Origin of the sequence: Kocuria sp. UBA5001 (assembly GCF_002398425.1) — a bacterium.
In the GTDB taxonomy this organism is placed as follows: Bacteria; Actinomycetota; Actinomycetes; order Actinomycetales; family Micrococcaceae; genus Kocuria; species Kocuria salsicia.
Window position 1 is genome coordinate 116,896 of record NZ_DGYR01000002.1, and the last position, 14,955, is coordinate 131,850.

16 protein-coding genes are annotated in these 14,955 nt (G+C 70.7%); 13 read left to right on the top strand and 3 right to left on the bottom strand.

The window, feature by feature from the left end:
- Nucleotides 1–72 precede the first annotated feature (72 nt).
- From hpaH to B3G12_RS02205, 5 genes are all read left to right on the top strand, one after another.
- Nucleotides 73–858, top strand: a complete 786-nt coding sequence (hpaH, locus tag B3G12_RS02185) for a 2-oxo-hept-4-ene-1,7-dioate hydratase (protein WP_290498872.1) — start codon at nt 73–75, stop codon at nt 856–858.
- Between the two features lie 50 nt (nt 859–908).
- Entirely contained in the window at nt 909–1,679 is a 771-nt protein-coding gene (locus tag B3G12_RS02190) for an HpcH/HpaI aldolase family protein (protein WP_290498905.1), read from the top strand.
- Between the two features lie 98 nt (nt 1,680–1,777).
- The gene (locus B3G12_RS02195) at nt 1,778–2,212 is read left to right on the top strand and encodes a cytidine deaminase (protein ID WP_094393332.1); all 435 of its coding nucleotides are present in this window, start codon (nt 1,778–1,780) and stop codon (nt 2,210–2,212) included.
- Nucleotides 2,213–2,326: 114 nt separating this feature from the next.
- Nucleotides 2,327–3,748 carry a dihydrolipoyl dehydrogenase family protein gene (locus B3G12_RS02200; RefSeq protein WP_290498873.1) on the top strand — a complete coding sequence of 474 codons (1,422 nt, stop codon included), beginning with the start codon at nt 2,327–2,329 and terminating at the stop codon, nt 3,746–3,748.
- Between the two features lie 213 nt (nt 3,749–3,961).
- Entirely contained in the window at nt 3,962–4,612 is a 651-nt protein-coding gene (locus tag B3G12_RS02205) for a DUF1345 domain-containing protein (RefSeq protein ID WP_094393334.1), read from the top strand.
- Between the two features lie 58 nt (nt 4,613–4,670).
- On the opposite strand, the gene B3G12_RS02210 is transcribed toward B3G12_RS02205, so the two are convergent.
- The 3 genes from B3G12_RS02210 to B3G12_RS02220 all read right to left on the bottom strand — a co-directional run bounded on the left by B3G12_RS02210 (nt 4,671) and on the right by B3G12_RS02220 (nt 7,306).
- Nucleotides 4,671–5,462: a hypothetical protein gene (locus B3G12_RS02210; RefSeq protein ID WP_186366757.1), complete on the bottom strand. Its 792-nt coding sequence runs from the start codon at nt 5,460–5,462 to the stop codon at nt 4,671–4,673.
- Between the two features lie 347 nt (nt 5,463–5,809).
- Nucleotides 5,810–6,397 carry a hypothetical protein gene (locus B3G12_RS02215; protein WP_290498875.1) on the bottom strand — a complete coding sequence of 196 codons (588 nt, stop codon included), beginning with the start codon at nt 6,395–6,397 and terminating at the stop codon, nt 5,810–5,812.
- Between the two features lie 87 nt (nt 6,398–6,484).
- Nucleotides 6,485–7,306, bottom strand: coding sequence for a sulfurtransferase (locus tag B3G12_RS02220; RefSeq protein ID WP_145011655.1), 822 nt, complete (start codon nt 7,304–7,306; stop codon nt 6,485–6,487).
- Nucleotides 7,307–7,479: 173 nt separating this feature from the next.
- Here B3G12_RS02220 and B3G12_RS02225 point away from each other — a divergent pair, with 173 nt between their 5' ends.
- The 8 genes from B3G12_RS02225 to B3G12_RS02260 all read left to right on the top strand — a co-directional run bounded on the left by B3G12_RS02225 (nt 7,480) and on the right by B3G12_RS02260 (nt 14,934).
- Nucleotides 7,480–7,791, top strand: a complete 312-nt coding sequence (locus B3G12_RS02225; protein ID WP_094393337.1) for a hypothetical protein — start codon at nt 7,480–7,482, stop codon at nt 7,789–7,791.
- A gap of 70 nt (nt 7,792–7,861) precedes the next feature.
- Entirely contained in the window at nt 7,862–8,254 is a 393-nt protein-coding gene (locus B3G12_RS02230; protein WP_094393338.1) for a DoxX family protein, read from the top strand.
- Nucleotides 8,255–8,367: 113 nt separating this feature from the next.
- Nucleotides 8,368–9,165, top strand: a complete 798-nt coding sequence (locus B3G12_RS02235) for a carbon-nitrogen hydrolase family protein (RefSeq protein ID WP_290498877.1) — start codon at nt 8,368–8,370, stop codon at nt 9,163–9,165.
- A gap of 327 nt (nt 9,166–9,492) precedes the next feature.
- Nucleotides 9,493–10,620 carry a Gfo/Idh/MocA family protein gene (locus tag B3G12_RS02240; RefSeq protein ID WP_290498881.1) on the top strand — a complete coding sequence of 376 codons (1,128 nt, stop codon included), beginning with the start codon at nt 9,493–9,495 and terminating at the stop codon, nt 10,618–10,620.
- A gap of 67 nt (nt 10,621–10,687) precedes the next feature.
- Nucleotides 10,688–12,100 (top strand): TIGR01777 family oxidoreductase, encoded by a 1,413-nt coding sequence (locus B3G12_RS02245; protein WP_055086517.1) that lies wholly within the window; start codon nt 10,688–10,690, stop codon nt 12,098–12,100.
- Between the two features lie 49 nt (nt 12,101–12,149).
- Nucleotides 12,150–12,320: a hypothetical protein gene (locus B3G12_RS02250; protein WP_179229831.1), complete on the top strand. Its 171-nt coding sequence runs from the start codon at nt 12,150–12,152 to the stop codon at nt 12,318–12,320.
- Nucleotides 12,314–13,858 (top strand): hemolysin family protein, encoded by a 1,545-nt coding sequence (locus tag B3G12_RS02255; protein ID WP_290498885.1) that lies wholly within the window; start codon nt 12,314–12,316, stop codon nt 13,856–13,858. Before B3G12_RS02250 ends, B3G12_RS02255 begins: the two co-directional genes overlap by 7 nt.
- Complete coding sequence (locus B3G12_RS02260) at nt 13,855–14,934, top strand: hemolysin family protein (RefSeq protein ID WP_055085960.1); 1,080 nt, start codon at nt 13,855–13,857, stop codon at nt 14,932–14,934. Before B3G12_RS02255 ends, B3G12_RS02260 begins: the two co-directional genes overlap by 4 nt.
- Nucleotides 14,935–14,955: the final 21 nt, after the last annotated feature.

Consider the following 14,955-nt stretch of genomic DNA (forward strand, 5'->3'; position numbering starts at 1 on the left):
TACGCGTGAGCCGTGCCCGTTCACCCTGGCGGGCGCGGCCCACGCCGCACGGACCAACCGAAAGGCAAGGACATGCTTGACCAGGAACGCGTGGTGGCCATCGCGGACGAACTGGCCGCCGCGGAGGCGAACCGCACGATGATCGAGCGGCTCACGCTGCGCCACCCGGAGATGACCGTGGAGGACTCCTACGCGGTGCAGAACGAGTGGCGCCGGCGGGCCCAGGAGAACGGCCGGCGGCTGGTGGGCCGCAAGATCGGGCTGACGTCCAAGGTCATGCAGGAGGCCACGGGGATCACCGAGCCGGACTACGGGGCGATCTTCGCGGACCAGGTGCACGAGAACGGTTCGGTGATCGAGCACGGGCAGTACTCGAACGTGCGGATCGAGGTGGAGCTCGCGTTCGTGCTCAAGGACGAGCTGCGCGGGCCCAACGTGAGCATCTTCGACGTGCTGCGGGCCACCGAGTACGTGGTGCCGGCGCTGGAGATCCTCAGCTCACGGATCCAGATGGAGGGTCGCACCATCGTGGACACCATCTCGGACAACGCCGCGCTGGGCGGGATGGTCTACGGCGGCAACCCGGTGGCACCGGACAGCGTGGACCTGCGCTGGATCTCCGCGCTGCTGTACCGCAACGAGACGCTGGAGGACACCGGCGTGGCCGCCGCGGTGCTGAACCACCCGGCGAACGGCGTGGTGTGGCTGGCCAACAAGCTGGCCGCGCACGGGGACGCGCTGGAGGCCGGGAGCATCGTGCTCGCCGGGTCCTTCACCAAGCCCATGTGGGTGCACCCCGGGGACACCGTCCACGCCGACTACGGACAGCTGGGAGCCATCACGTGTCGCTTCGAGTGAACGAGCTGATCCACACCTTCCGCGCTGAGGGCGCCGCCAACCTGCCGGGCGTGCTGCCGAGCCTCAAGGACCTCTTCGCGCTGCCGCGCACACCGGAGGACCCGATCACGGGTATTTTCCTGTCCTCCGGTGATCCGACCGCGGCGGAGATCTGCGCGAGTGCGGGCTTCGACTACCTCCTGGTGGACGGCGAGCACTCGCCCCTGTCCCTGGAGTCCATCCAGGCGCAGCTGCGCGCGATCGCCGGCTATCCCACGCTCTCCGTGGTGCGGGTGCCGGACAACGACGAGGTCATCATCAAGCAGTACCTGGACCTCGGGGTGCAGTCGCTGATCGTGCCCATGGTGGACTCCGTGGCCGAGGCGGAGGCCGCAGCTCGGTCCGTGGCGTACCCGTCCGCGGGCGTGCGCGGCGTGGGTGCGGCACTGGCGCGTTCCGGGCGCTGGGGTGGGATCCCCGGCTACCTGCCGCGTGCCCGGGAGACCATCACCCTTGTGGTGCAGGCGGAGTCCGCGGCGGCCGTGGCGGGCATCGAGGAGATCGCCGCGGTGGACGGGGTGGACGGCGTGTTCGTGGGCCCCTCGGACCTCGCCGCCTCCATGGGGCTGATCGGGCAGCAGACCCACCCGGACGTCGTCGCCGCCGTGAAGCACGTGATCACCGCGGTGCAGGCGGCGGGCAAGTTCGTGGGCGTCAACGCGTTCGCGCAGGACCAGGCGCGGGACTATCTCGCCGCGGGCGCGGACTTCGTGAACGTGGGCGCCGACGTCGCACTGCTGGCTGCCGGGGCGCGGAACCTGGCGGGGGCGTTCCGGCAGTAGCGGTTGGACGGCCTGGGAGTGGCGGGGCGTCCCGCCGGGTCAGTCTCACATCGTGTAGTGGCAGGGGACGGTGCGTGTCTGCCGCCTGGAGTCAGGGCATGGATGGCGAAGAGCTGGACCGCGCGGTCAACGCATGCCAAGACCTCATCGCGCAGCGGTTTCCCGGGGGCGGGGAACGCGGGGCAGCCGCGATGCTGCTCGCGGATGGGACCATTCTCACCGGCACGGCACCGGACGCGGTGAACCCGGCGGTGGAGGTGTGCCACGAGATCGAGCCCTCCGCGGGGGCGTTCCGCCCGAACCAGAAAATCATTGCGTCGGTGTGCCTCCACCGCGACGAGACCGGGCGGGTGCTGGTCCTCCGCCCGTGCGGAGTGTGCCGGGAACGGCTGGCTGTCCACGGGCCCGACGTGCTGGTCGGTGTGACGGCACCGGAGGACCCCGCGCAGGTGGTGTGGAAGAGGCTGCGGGACGTGCTCCCGGACTACTGGATGACAGTCTTCTCGCAGGAGGTCTCCGGGCGTCGGCGCTGAGGGTGCCCAACACCATCCGGCGCAACAGGCGGAGGGGTCCATCGTCCGCGCCCCTGACCTGAGGTGATCACACCCCCTAGACTCACCCCTACACCCGCAGCGAACGGAGTTGGCATGAGCACAGTTGAGACGACCGGCCAGGACGGCGGGGCGCGCGAGTTGGACGCGGACGTCGTCGTCATCGGCGGCGGTCCCGTGGGGGATAACGTGGCGCAGTACGCGCACGACGGCGGGCTGTCCGCCGTGATCGTGGAGGAGTCGCTGCTGGGCGGGGACTGCTCGTACTACGCGTGCATGCCCAGCAAGGCCCTGCTGCGCCCGCTCGAGGTGGCGGCCACCGCGCGGCACCTGCAGGGTGTGACCACCCCGGAGGTCGACCGCGCCGGTCTGCTCGCGCGCCGTGATGCCTGGGTCTCCCACTACGACGACGCCGGGCAGGTGCGCTGGGCGGAGAAGGCCGGTCTGCGCGTGGTCCACGGCCACGCCGAGATCACCGGCCCCCGCGAGGTGCTCGTGGGCGAGAACGGTCGTTCCCGCACGCTGACCGCCCGCCTCGCGGTGGTCGTGGCCACGGGTTCGAGCCCCGTGGTGCCGCCCGCGCTGCAGGGCATCCACGCCTGGAGCTCGCGGGACGCCACCGGCGTGGTGGAGGTCCCTGAGCGTCTCGCGATCGTGGGGGGCGGCGTGGTGGCGGTGGAGGCCGCCACCTGGATGGCCGCCCTCGGCTCAGAGGTCACCCTGCTGGTCCGCGGAGACTCGCTGCTGGGCGGGCAGGAGCCTTTCGTGGGCGACCTCGTGAGGAGCGCCCTGGAAGAACTGGGCGTGGCGGTCCGCTTCGGCACGTCCGTGGAGTCCGCGTCCCGCGACAACGCCCGCGCAACCGGCCTGGGCCGTGTCCACGGCGGCCCTGTGCACCTGAGCGCCACCGGGGGCGAGCTCCAGGTGGACGAGGTGCTTGCCGCCACCGGCCGCACCCCGCGCCTCGCGGACGTGGGCCTCGACGCCGTGGGTGTGAGCCCGCAGGACGTCCGCGCCGGCTCGCTGCCGGACTGGCTCCACGTGATCGGTGACGCCAAGGGGGATGCCCTGCTGACCCACATGGGCAAGTACGAGGCCCGCGTGCTCGGCTCCCGACTGGCCGGCGCGAGGGAGAGCGCAGCACCCACCGTCGTCCCCGTCCCGCAGGCCGTGTTCACGGACCCGGAGGTCGGCTCGGTGGGCATGACCGAGCGGGCGGCGCGGGAAGCGGGCCACGACGTCGTCGTGGCGGAGTCCCCGATGACCGGCGCAGCGGGCGCCGCGCTGCTGCGTGACGACGTCGCGGGACGGGCGAAACTCGTGGTCGAGGCGGGTACCGGGCACCTGCTCGGCGCCACGTTCGTGGGGCCCGACGCCGCGGAGCTCGTCCACGGGGCCACGATCGCGGTCGTGGGCCGGGTGCCGGTGAGCATGCTGCGCCACGCGGTCCCGAGCTACCCCACGGCCTCCGAGATCTGGCTCCGCCTGCTCGAGAGCCTTCCCGCGGAACTGCGCTGAGCGGCGGTCCGGGCCCGCGTCCCAGAATCGTGGCGGCGTGACGAGCCACGTAGTGTGTCCCGCGAGACGAACAGGGCCAAGCGCATGGAGTCCCCGCCGTCACCGCAGCACGTCCCGCATCGGAGCGCCGCGGCATCGTCGCCTCCGGGCTTCCGCCCACGCACACGAGGGAGTGTCCGTCCGCCCGACACCTCCCGGAAGGACGCGCACGTCATGAGCACACCACTGAGCAGACGCAACCTGATGACCTCGGCCTCGTTCCGACTGGTGAGCTCCATCGTCACGGGAGCCGCCGCGTTCCTGGTGGCGGTGAACTTCCTGGGCACGTCCCTCTCCCTCCTCGTGGGGATGTGCACCATCTCCCTGCTGTACGTGGGGGTCTCCGCGGGAGTGCTCTGGTCCATGGACCCCGACCGCACCCGGTACAACGCCGGCCGGGAGGACTTCCACCCGTTGATCCAGGAGCTGATCGGGGTGACCCTCGCGGTGGTGAGCCTGGTGACCGTCATCAGCGCGCTGGTGGGGGGCTCCCACCAGCCCCGCACCCTGGCCGCGGCACTGGGACTCGTGACCATCTTCCTCACGTGGGCAGTGCTGCACCTGATGTACGGCGCCCGCTACGCCCACGAGTACTACAAGGACCCGGCCGGGGGAATCGACTTCAACACCCAGGACGCGCCGCGCTACGTGGACTTTCTGTACTTCTCCTTCAACCTGGGCATGACGTTCCAGGTCTCGGACAACAACGTGGTGACCACGGGCCTGCGCGCCATCATCCTGCGCCACTGCCTGCTGTCCTACATCTTCAGCACGGTCATCCTGGCGGCCACCGTGAACCTCGTCATGGGTGTCCTGCCAGGATGACCGCGCCGGCTCCCTCTCCCCGCGTGTGCAGCCCCGTCTGCAGCCGTGGTGGGGGGCGTCAGCCGCCCACCCGGATGGACTTGAGGATGGCGTCCACGGTGCCCGCGTCCTCCGTCTGGTTGATCTGGTTGACCAGCTCCACCCCTTCACGCTGGGGCAGGGGCCGGTGGCCCTCGTTCACGGGGGAGTAGTAGAACTCCGCCCACAGCTCGTTGCGCTTGCCGCCCCCGGGGATCGAGACGATGCCCCGTTTGTCCCCCTCCGTGAGGCCCCACAGCACGGAGTCGGCCTTGTCGCTGCGCGGCGGTGCGGGCACGTAGGTGGAGTACGTGGACACCTTCTCGCGCAGCTGCTTGGACAGCTCCGTCTCGTCACCGATCAAGGGATGGATGGGCCTGGTGAACCACTCGCCGCGCGGCGCGCGCGTGGCGGTGGAGGCCACGTTGCCCTTGACCTTGCCGTCTGGGTTGCTCAGCTCCAGATAGCCGCGGTTCTCCTGAGCCTTCCAGCTCTCGGGGTACTTGACCGTGAACAGGCCGTCCGGGTCCGTGTAGGTCTTGGTGAGCTCGTAGGTGGCTTCACTGCTGTCCGGGCTCGCGGTGGTGCCCGTCTGCGTCGCCCCGGGCTGGGCTGCTTCGGTCGAGGTCGCCTCGGACGAGGCCGCGCCGGACGGGTTCGACGACGCCGCGGCGTCCCCGCCGGAGCCGCTCGGGCTTGCTCCCTGCGCGTCCCCGGAGACACTGGGGGGGTCCCCGGCCGAGGGTGCTGCACCACCGCAGCCGGTCACCGCGAAGGCCCCGATCAGGGCACACCCGGCCACCCACGTCTTCACTGAAGTCCTGTTCGCCATAGCAAACAGGGTGACAAGAAGACCCGGGCGAGGCAACGCACAAACGGCGATGTAACCGTCTCGTGATTTTGCGTCTGCATGCAGCCCGGTCTCGACGCACGTCAAACCTGTGTTGACGTGCGGAAACGTTCACGCAAGACGGTTTTCCCTCTTCTGGGGACAGGCGGCTCCGAACGGCTGAAAAACGGGGAATGTGGCGCGATTGTTACGCACCGGGCAGTCCTCCTCGTCCGCTGCCAGCGCCTCGGCGAGGCGGGCCCACCCCGGCCCGCGCGGGTCCATTCCCCGGGGACGGAAACGCCCGGTCCGGCGGGTGCCGGGCCGGGCATGAGAGATCACGCGAGCGTTCAGCCGGTGGGGTTCTCGTCCGTGGGCGTCAGGTAGCGCTCGCCGTCCTCAGTTGTCTGGAGGTCGTAGTCGCGCGCCTGCGCCTCCACGCGCTCCTCGACCGGGACCGAGTGGCGCACAGGCTCCACCACGGGGATGTCCTCGGCGCGCTCGTAGCCCGCGGCGTCGCCTTTCGAAGCGGGCGGGTTGACGTCCTCCCGGTTCGCCGGGTTGGCCGATACGTTGGGGTTGTCCGCTCCGGCCGGCGGCTGGAACTTGCGGGTGCCAGCGAGCGCCTCGGAATCGACCTGGCGGGCGCCCTGGGCGTCCACGGTTCCCTCGGGCACCACGGGGAGGCCCGTCTCTTGCACGGCCTTGGGCGGCTTGCCTCCGGTCGTGCGGTCCGCGGGGCGCGCATCACGGGCGCTCGCGTCTCCGTGCACCGGGGTGAAGCGGGGTTGTTCGGGGTCCCCGTCCGCCGCGTCATCAGGCTGGGTGTCCCGCCCGGCGCGGGAGTCGTCCTGGCCGGCCACAGTGGTGGGCTGGTCCGGATCGTCGATCTGGTCGGCGGACTGGATGGGGTCCGGGGTCTCGGGCTGCTGGGTCATGATCGTGCCTCCTGCGTCTGCATCGTCGCTGTCGGACTTTCATCTTGGCACTGCGCACGGGAAACCGTAAGTACCCGTCCGGGAGTCTCAGGCCGCCGGACCGGGCTCCGGGGAGGTCTCCACAGGACGGTCCGTGTGCGAGTACTGGGACCAGCTGCCGGGGAAGAGCCGGCCCATCCCGAGACCCGCGTGCTCCGCCACGAGCAGGTTGTGGCACGCCGTCACGCCGGAGCCGCAGTAGGAGATCATCTGGTCCGCGTCCGTCACGCCCGCACGCTCGAAGGCATCGCGCAGCTCGGCGGTGGGGCGCAGCGTCCTGTCCTGGGTCAGGTGGCTGCGGCACGGGATGTTGACCGCGCCCGGGATGTGGCCCGAGCGGGGGTCCACGGGGTCCGGCGCGTTGCCCGCGTACCGGGTGGCGTCCCGGGCATCCACCACCGCGGCACCGTGCGCGGCCTCGTCAATGGTCGCCAGGGCCTCTCGCGGCCACGGAACCGGGGCGAAGTCTGCGGCGGGCAGCACGGCCCGCTTCTTCTCGAGCTCGACGGCGGTGTCCAGGCCGCCGTCGAGCAGCGCGGCGCGGTGGCCGGTGGTGCGCAGCAGCCACACGAGACGCGCGGCCATCACGCCGCCGACGTCGTCGTAGGCGACCACCACGGCGTCGTCCCCGATGCCCGCGCGGGACATGGCCGCCGCGAAGTCCTCCGGCGACGGCAAGGGGTGTCGCCCGCCCTCCGGCGAGGCCGGTGCGGCGAGGTCCGCGCCCACGTCCACGAACACCGCGCCCGGCAGGTGCCCCTGCAGGTACTCGGCCTCCGCGCTGCGCCCGTCCAGGTACATGCGCGCGTCCGCGAGCACCACCTCGTCACGGTGCTCGGCCAGCCACTCGGGGGTGACAAAGGGGTCCATGAGCGTCTCCTCGTTCGGGTTCGTCCGCCGCGTCCGGCGACGCCGCGTGGGCCGGTCCCAGGGTAGGTCGCGGGAGTGTCACGGACCAGGGTGGGCGGTCGTTGGGCCGTCCCTGGCCACGGCGGAGGCGCCGGGCCCCGGCACCGGGCTGCCCACGGCACATCGGCGGGGCGGTGGACGGCGGGATCCTGCGGCTCACGGGCGAGCAGCTCGTCGCAGCGGACGACTACGAGGTCGCGGACCATGCGTGCCGCCGCGTGCACCTCACGGACGGGGCGATGGCGTGGGCGTACCTGGCCGCTGATCCGCTCGTGGCCGTGGAGCGCAAGGCTGCGCTGCTGCACTGGGCGGCCGCCACGAACCGGGACCTCCTCGACCCGTGGAACGCGCTCGCCGGGCGCTCCGACCTGCTGGCGGACGGCGTGCATCCCACGGCAGAGGGGGACGAGGTGGTGTGGGAGTGGCTGAATCCCCACGAGGTCTGACGGCCCGGGCGCCGGGGAGGACAGGAGCGGCGCCGTCGCCCCGTCGGCTACTGCTGGGTACGGTGAGGGCATGGGAAAGAAACTGATGACCGCCCGCCGCAGGGCCCACCGCTCCGCCGTGTTCTCCGGCCTGGCCCTGACCGGGATGGGCGTGCTGCACTTCGTCCGGCCCGAGGGCTTCGACGCTCTGGTCCCCGAGCAGCTGCCCGGCACCCCCCGGCAGTGGACCCTCGGGTCCGGCTGCGCGGAACTCGCCACCGGCGCGCTGCTGCTGGTCCCCGCCACGCGACGGATCGGTGGCGCGGCGGCAGCGGCCCTGTTCGTGGGCGTGTGGCCCGGCAACATCAAGATGGCGTGGGACTGGCGCCACGAGCCCGCCTCCAAGCAGGTGATCTCGTTGGGGCGGCTGCCGCTTCAGATCCCCATGATTGTCAGCGCGGTGAAGATCGTCCGCAACGCCTGACACGCGGCGCTCGCTGCCCTTCTCCGAGGGGACCTCTGTCCCTGGTCCTGCCGCGTGTCCGCGGACGCGGCCCGCCCTTTCGGCGCCGGTGTGCCCCGTCTAGGGTGACTGGCATGCGTATCGCACTCGGACAGCTGCTCAGCACCTACGACCCGCCGCAGAACCTGGAACGCGTCGCGGACCTCACGCGGCGCGCGGGCGAGGACAGCGCGGATCTCCTGGTGCTGCCCGAGGCCACCATGTTCGCCTTCGGACGCGCTCTCAAGGACGTGGCCGAACCGCTCGACGGCCCTTGGGGCACCGCCGTCTCGGATCTTGCGCGCAAGCACGGCGTGGCGATCGTCGCGGGCATGTTCACCCCGGGCAACGGCGAGCGCGTCCGCAACACCACCGTGATCGCCCTGCCGGACGGCACGGTGCGCGGCTACTCCAAGATCCACCTCTTCGACGCGTTCGGCTTCCTCGAGTCGGACACCGTGGACCCCGGCGAGGATCCGGTCACCTTCGTGGTGGGCGGCACCACTGTGGGCGTGGCCACCTGCTACGACATCCGCTTCCCCCGCCTCTTCACCCGTCTGGCGCACGACGGCGCCCTGGTCACCGTGGTCGGCGCGTCCTGGGGTGACGGCCCGGGCAAGGCCGAGCAGTGGGAGCTGCTGGCGCGCGCCCGAGCCCTCGACACGACGTCGTACGTGGTGGCCGTGGGCCAGGCGAACCCGCTCGCAGTGGGGGAAGAGAACCCCGAGAACGCGCCGCGCGGCGTTGGGCACAGCCTGGTGGCGGCCCCTGACGGCACCGTGGTGGCGTCCCTCGGGGAGGCACCGGACTACACGATGGTGGACCTGGACCTGGACCTCGTGGAGCGCACCCGCAAGTCCATCCCGGTGCTGAAGAACGCGCAGGAGCTGTGAGGAGCAGGATCCTCGCTCCAGTGCCGGCAGCCCAGCTGCAGGCACACCACCCCATGCGTGCCTAAGATCAGTCAACTCGGCACGGGCCAGGTGGGCGCACGGGCGGTCGGCGGGTCGATGTGGTGACCGGTGCCGGCCGTCGACGAACGGGGTGTGCGGACAGCGACTGCAGTGTCGATTCTCGTGCGGGCGGCATCAGCCGTCGTGATCGTGGTTCTCCTGGCGGTCGCTGGCCTCTGCGCGGTGGGTGAACGCGCCCTGACAAGCCCCGGGAGCCGGTCCTAGAGTGAAAGACGAACACGTCAGAAGCCCTCGGAGGTCATAACCATGGTTGCCACCGTCCCGAACGACCGTCCCGTCCGTTTCGCCGTCGTGGGCGTGGGACAGATCTCCCAGCAGGCGTTCATCCCGGGCCTGTCCCGGATTGACGACGCCGAGCTGGCCGCTCTCGTGACCTCGAGCGCCGAGAAGGCCGAGGAACTGGGAAAGGAGTACGGCGTGGCCGCCTACTCCTACGACGACTACCCGGCGCTGCTGGATTCCGGCGACATCGATGCCGTCTACGTGTCCACCCCCGTCTTCCGGCACCGCGAGTTCGCGGAACCGGCGTTGCGCAAGGGAATTCACGCACTCGTCGAGAAGCCCCTTGAGACCTCCGAGGAGGACTGCCAGGCAATGATCGACGCCGCGCAGGAGAGCGGGGCGACCTTCATGGTGGCCTACCGCCTGCACCAGGAGCCCGGGACCGTGGAGATGATCGAGAAGGTCCGGGACCAGAAGGTCATCGGTGATCCCCGCTACTTCTCCTCCGTGTTCTCGCAGGACATCACCGTGGAGAACCACCGAGGGCACTCCGGCTTCTGGGGCGGGCCCATCCCGGACATGGGCACCTACCCGCAGAACATGGTCCGCAACCTGTTCCACGACGAGCCCGTGGAGGTCTACGCCAAGGGCGTACGCACCCCGGGTCGCGAGTTCAACTTTGACGACACCGTGGCCGTGACCCTCACCTTCCCGGGCGACCGGCTCGCGCAGTTCACCATCTCCTACGCCTCCGAGTCCGCGGAGCAGTTCACCGTGGCGGGCACTGAGGGCGAGATCACCGCGCAGCCGTGCTTCGGATTCGGTCCGGACACCGGCATCCAGTACACGCTCACCAAGGACGGCTCCTCCGAGTCCTTCGCCCACGACCCCGTGGAGCAGTTCGGTGGCCAGGCCCAGTACTTCGTGGACTGCGTCCGCAGCGGCGTCTCTCCAGAGGCCGACGGCGAGGAGGGCCTGCTGGACGTGCGCGTCAACGCGGCCGTCCTGAAGTCCCTCGAGACGGGCGCCCCGGTCACACTGGAGCCACGTCGGCGTGAGCGCGTTGTCACCTCAGAGCAGGTTCGCAGGATCTCCCCGGCGGACGAGCCGGGGGACGACGAGCTCGTGGACCAGATTCCGCAGAACGGCTGAGCCTCCCGCCGCTGCGCGCACCCGGACAACTCCTCCTTGGCCCCTTCGATGAACGGACGGTACGACCGTGACCCATCGCTTCACCCACGAAACCCGCGTTCCCCAGCCCCGTGAGAAGGTCTTCGCGTGGCACGAGCGCCCCGGTGCGCTGACCCGCCTTACCCCGCCGTTCGGTGGAGGCCCCGACCAGGTGCGCCAGGCGCCCTCGGACGGGATCAAGCCCGGCTCGGAGGCGAGGCTGGGTGTCTCCGTGCCGGGGACGTTCGGCACGGTGCACCTGCCGTGGACCGCCGAGCATGGCGAGTGGGAGCCGCCCCACTTCTTCACCGACCGCATGGTCAACGGACCACTGGGGGAGTGGGAGCACCGGCACGTCTTCGAGGAGTCGCCGCGGGGAGGCACGGTCGTGCGGGACGAGGTGACCGTGCGCCCCCTGCCGCAGTGGGCGGGAAAGCTCAACGATCTCGGCGAGCGCGCCATGACCCCGCAGCTGGAGCGGATCTTCGCGTACCGGGACCGGCAGCTGCGGGAGGACCTCGCGTTCCACGACCAGCACGACGGTCCCCGCCTGACGATCGCGGTGGCCGGCTCCTCCGGGCTGGTGGGAACCCAGGTCTGTGCGCTGCTCGAGACCGGTGGGCACACCGTGCTGCGCATGAAGCGCGGGGCCACCACCGGTGAGGGCGTGATCGGCTGGGACCCGGCCCGGGGCTTGCTGAACCCCCGGGACCTGGAGGGTGTCGACGTCGTGATCCACCTGGGCGGGCAGAGCATCGTCTCGCGCTTCACCGAGCAGAAGAAGCGCGAGATCCTCGACTCGCGCGTGGACAGCACCGCACTGATCGTGCGAGCGATGGGCCAGCTCCCCGCGGAGAAGCGGCCGCGCGCGTTCGTGGTCTCCTCCGCCGTGGGTTACTACGGAACGGGCCGCGGAGACGAGGTGCTCACTGAGGACTCGAGTTCCGGCGAGGGCTTCCTCGCGGAGGTCTGCCGCGAGTGGGAGAGTGCCGCCCACGGTGCGGCGGCCCACGGCGTGCGGGTGGTCAACGTGCGCACGGGGCTGGTGCTCTCGCCATCGGGCGGTCTGCTCCGGGCCCAGTTGCCACTCATGGAGGCGGGCCTGTCCGGACCGCTGGGCGGTGGGAGGCAGTGGCAGAGCTGGATCGGGCTGGACGACATGGCCGGCGCCATCGCCCACCTCGCTCTCACCGAGGACGCGGAGGGGCCGTTCAACGTGGCCGCACCGAACCCGCAGCGGCAGAAGGACTTCGCCAAGACCGTGGCGGGAGTGCTGCACCGGCCCGCCGTGGTCCCCACCCCGCTGGCCGGGCCGAAGGCGCTCCTCGGGGCGCAGGCCACCGAGGAGCTAGTGGCGGCCAGCCACCGGGTGGACGTCTCCAAGCTGCTGGGAACCGGCTACCGCTTCCGCCACGAGGATCTGCGCAGCTGCGCTGGGCACCTGCTGGGCCGCACCGGTTGAACCCGGGGCGGCCTGCGAGGGGCGGGGCTGGATTCGGTATCCTGTTCTCGTGACATCTCACCACAACCGGCCCGCGGCGTACCTCGGTGCGCTCGCCTCGGCCGACGACAAGGAGTCGGACAGTCCCGGGCAGCGCCGCTGCTCCCCTGATCCCCTCCCCACAGACCCCTCGTCCTCCCTCCTGCTGAGCAGGGCCTCGAGCGGGGTGAGCCAGTGCTGAGCGCCTGGCTCCTGCTGCTCGTCTTCATCCTCCTGGTCCTCGCCAACGGCCTCTTCGTGGCCGTCGAGTTCGCCTTCCTCACCGTGGATCGCCAAGCCGTCCAGCGGGCGGAGCAGGCCGGTGACAAGCGCGCCGTCGTGATCGAGGAGAGCCTCAAGAAGACCTCCACCAACCTCTCGGGCGCCCAGCTGGGCATCACGGTCACGAGCCTCATGTCGGGTTACATCACCGGGCCGAGCCTGGGAACCCTCTTCGCCGAGGGCCTCGGCTGGGCGGGCGTTCCCGACGCCGTGGCGGTAGGAGTTGCCACGGTCGCCGCGTTCATCGTGGCCACCTTCAGCCAGATGGTGTTCGGCGAGCTCGTTCCCAAGAACTGGGCCATCGCGGACCCCATGCGCGTGACCCACGCCGTGGTGCTCCCGCAGAAGTTCTTCATGACGGTCTTCGGCTGGCTCGTGTCCATGCTCAACAGCTCCGCGAACTTGGTGCTCAAGGCGCTGGGCTTCACCCCCACCGAGGAGGTGGCCAACGCCCGCACGGCGGAGGAGCTTGCCTCCGTGGTGAGCCGTTCCGGGCGCGAGGGTACCCTGGACGCCGGCACCGCCGAGCTCGTGGCCCGCTCCATCGAGTTCGGCGAGCGCACCGCGGCGGACGTCATGCGGCCCCGTCCCCGCGTCACCTTCCTGAACGCCGAGGACTCTGTGAAGCACATGCTGCTCACGGCATCGGAGACCGGGCACTCCCGCTTCCCGGTCACGGGCGAGACCGTGGACGACATCGTGGGCGTGGTGCACTACACCCACGCGCTCGCGGTGCCGTTCGACGAGCGGGGGGTCGTGCGGGTCGCGGATGTGTGCGTCCCCGCGGACGTGGTCTCCGAGTCCATGACCCTTGACCCGCTGATGCGCCAGCTGCGCGTGAAGGGCCTGCAGATGGCCGTGGTGGTGGACGAGTACGGCGGCACCGCCGGGATCGTCACACTGGAGGACCTCATCGAGGAGATCGTGGGCGAGATCGACGACGAGCAGGACACCCGCGTGCAGCGCTTCCGCCGCACGCGCGACGGCGGCCTGGTGGTCTCCGGGCTTCTGCGCCCGGACGAGCTGGGCGACGTGCTGCGCGTCGACATGCCCGAGGGCGAGGAGTCGGACACGCTGGGCGGTCTCATGGCTGAGGAGCTGGACCGGCTGCCCCGGGTGGGAGACACCCTCACCGTGGAGGCCGTGGACCACTTCCACCGCGACGACGACGACCTCCCCACCGAGGCCGAGATACGTATGGACGTCATGCGCATGGACCAGCACCGCGTGGACCGCATCCTGGTGCACCGCGTGGGCGGGAATCCGGACGAGCGCGGCGGCTCCACGACGTCGACGGCGTGGCAGCCGCCCGGCAGGCCGGACCCGCTGGGCGGGGACAACCGGGAGCCCGAGACGGCGGAGGAGTTCCGCCTCTCGCAGGGTGAGAACAGGGGAGCCCCTGGCTTCCACCGTGACGAGGACGTGTCGGACGTGGATCCCGGGGAGGAGCAACGATGACCACCAGCACAGCCATCATCATCCTGATCCTGCTGCTCGCGGGGAACGCGTTCTTCGTGGCGAGCGAGTTCGCCGTGGTCTCGGCCCGCCGCGACCAGCTGGAACCGCTGGCTGCGCGGGGCTCCAGCTCCGCGAAGTATGCCCTGAAGGGCATTGAGAACGTCTCCACGTCCCTGGCCGCCACCCAGCTCGGCATCACCGCGTGCTCGCTGCTGATCGGCGCCGTGGGCGAGCCCGCGATCGCTCACCTGATCGAGGTCCCCATGGAGGCGGTGGGCGTCCCCGAGGCGCTGCTGCACCCGATCGCCCTGGTCATCGCGCTGCTGATCGTGACCTTCCTGCACATGATCCTGGGCGAGATGGTGCCCAAGAACATCGCCATCGCGGTCCCCAGCCGCGTGGCACAGGTGCTCGGCCCCGTGCTGCACGGCTTCGTGGTGGTCTTCCGCCCCACCATCTGGGTCATGAACGAGACGGCCAACCACCTGGTGCGCTGGCTGTTCAAGGTGGAGCCCAAGGACGAGGTGGCCTCCGCGTTCACCTCCGACGACGTGCGCGGGTTCGTGGCGGAGTCCGGGCGCGAGGGGCTGCTGGACAACGACGAGATCCGGCTGCTCACCGGCGCCCTGAACTTCGAGAACAAGACGGCGGCGGACGTGGCCCTGCCCCTGACCGGCATGCGTACCGTACCGTTCGACATCACCGTGGCGGGTGTCGAGGAGCTGTGCGCGGAGACGGGCTACTCGCGCTTCCCCGTGCGGGACGCGGACGAGCGGCTCATGGGCTACATCCACACCAAGGACGTGCTGGGCCTGCCGGAGACGGCGCGCGAGCAGTCGATCCCCCCGGCCATCGTGAGGCGCTTCGCCCGCGTGGCACCCGAGGACAAGCTGCGCAAGGTCACCCGCACCATGCAGGCCAAGGGCGCGCACTTCGCGCTGCTGGGTGAAGTGGCACGGGACTCCCGCACTTCCGACGAGTCGGTGTTCATCGTGGCCCTCGAGGACGTCCTCGAGGAGCTCGTGGGCGAGGTCCGGGACGCCACCAGCAAGCCGGAGCCGGGCACCGCGGCCTGACGCGAACCGGCCGTCGCCCCG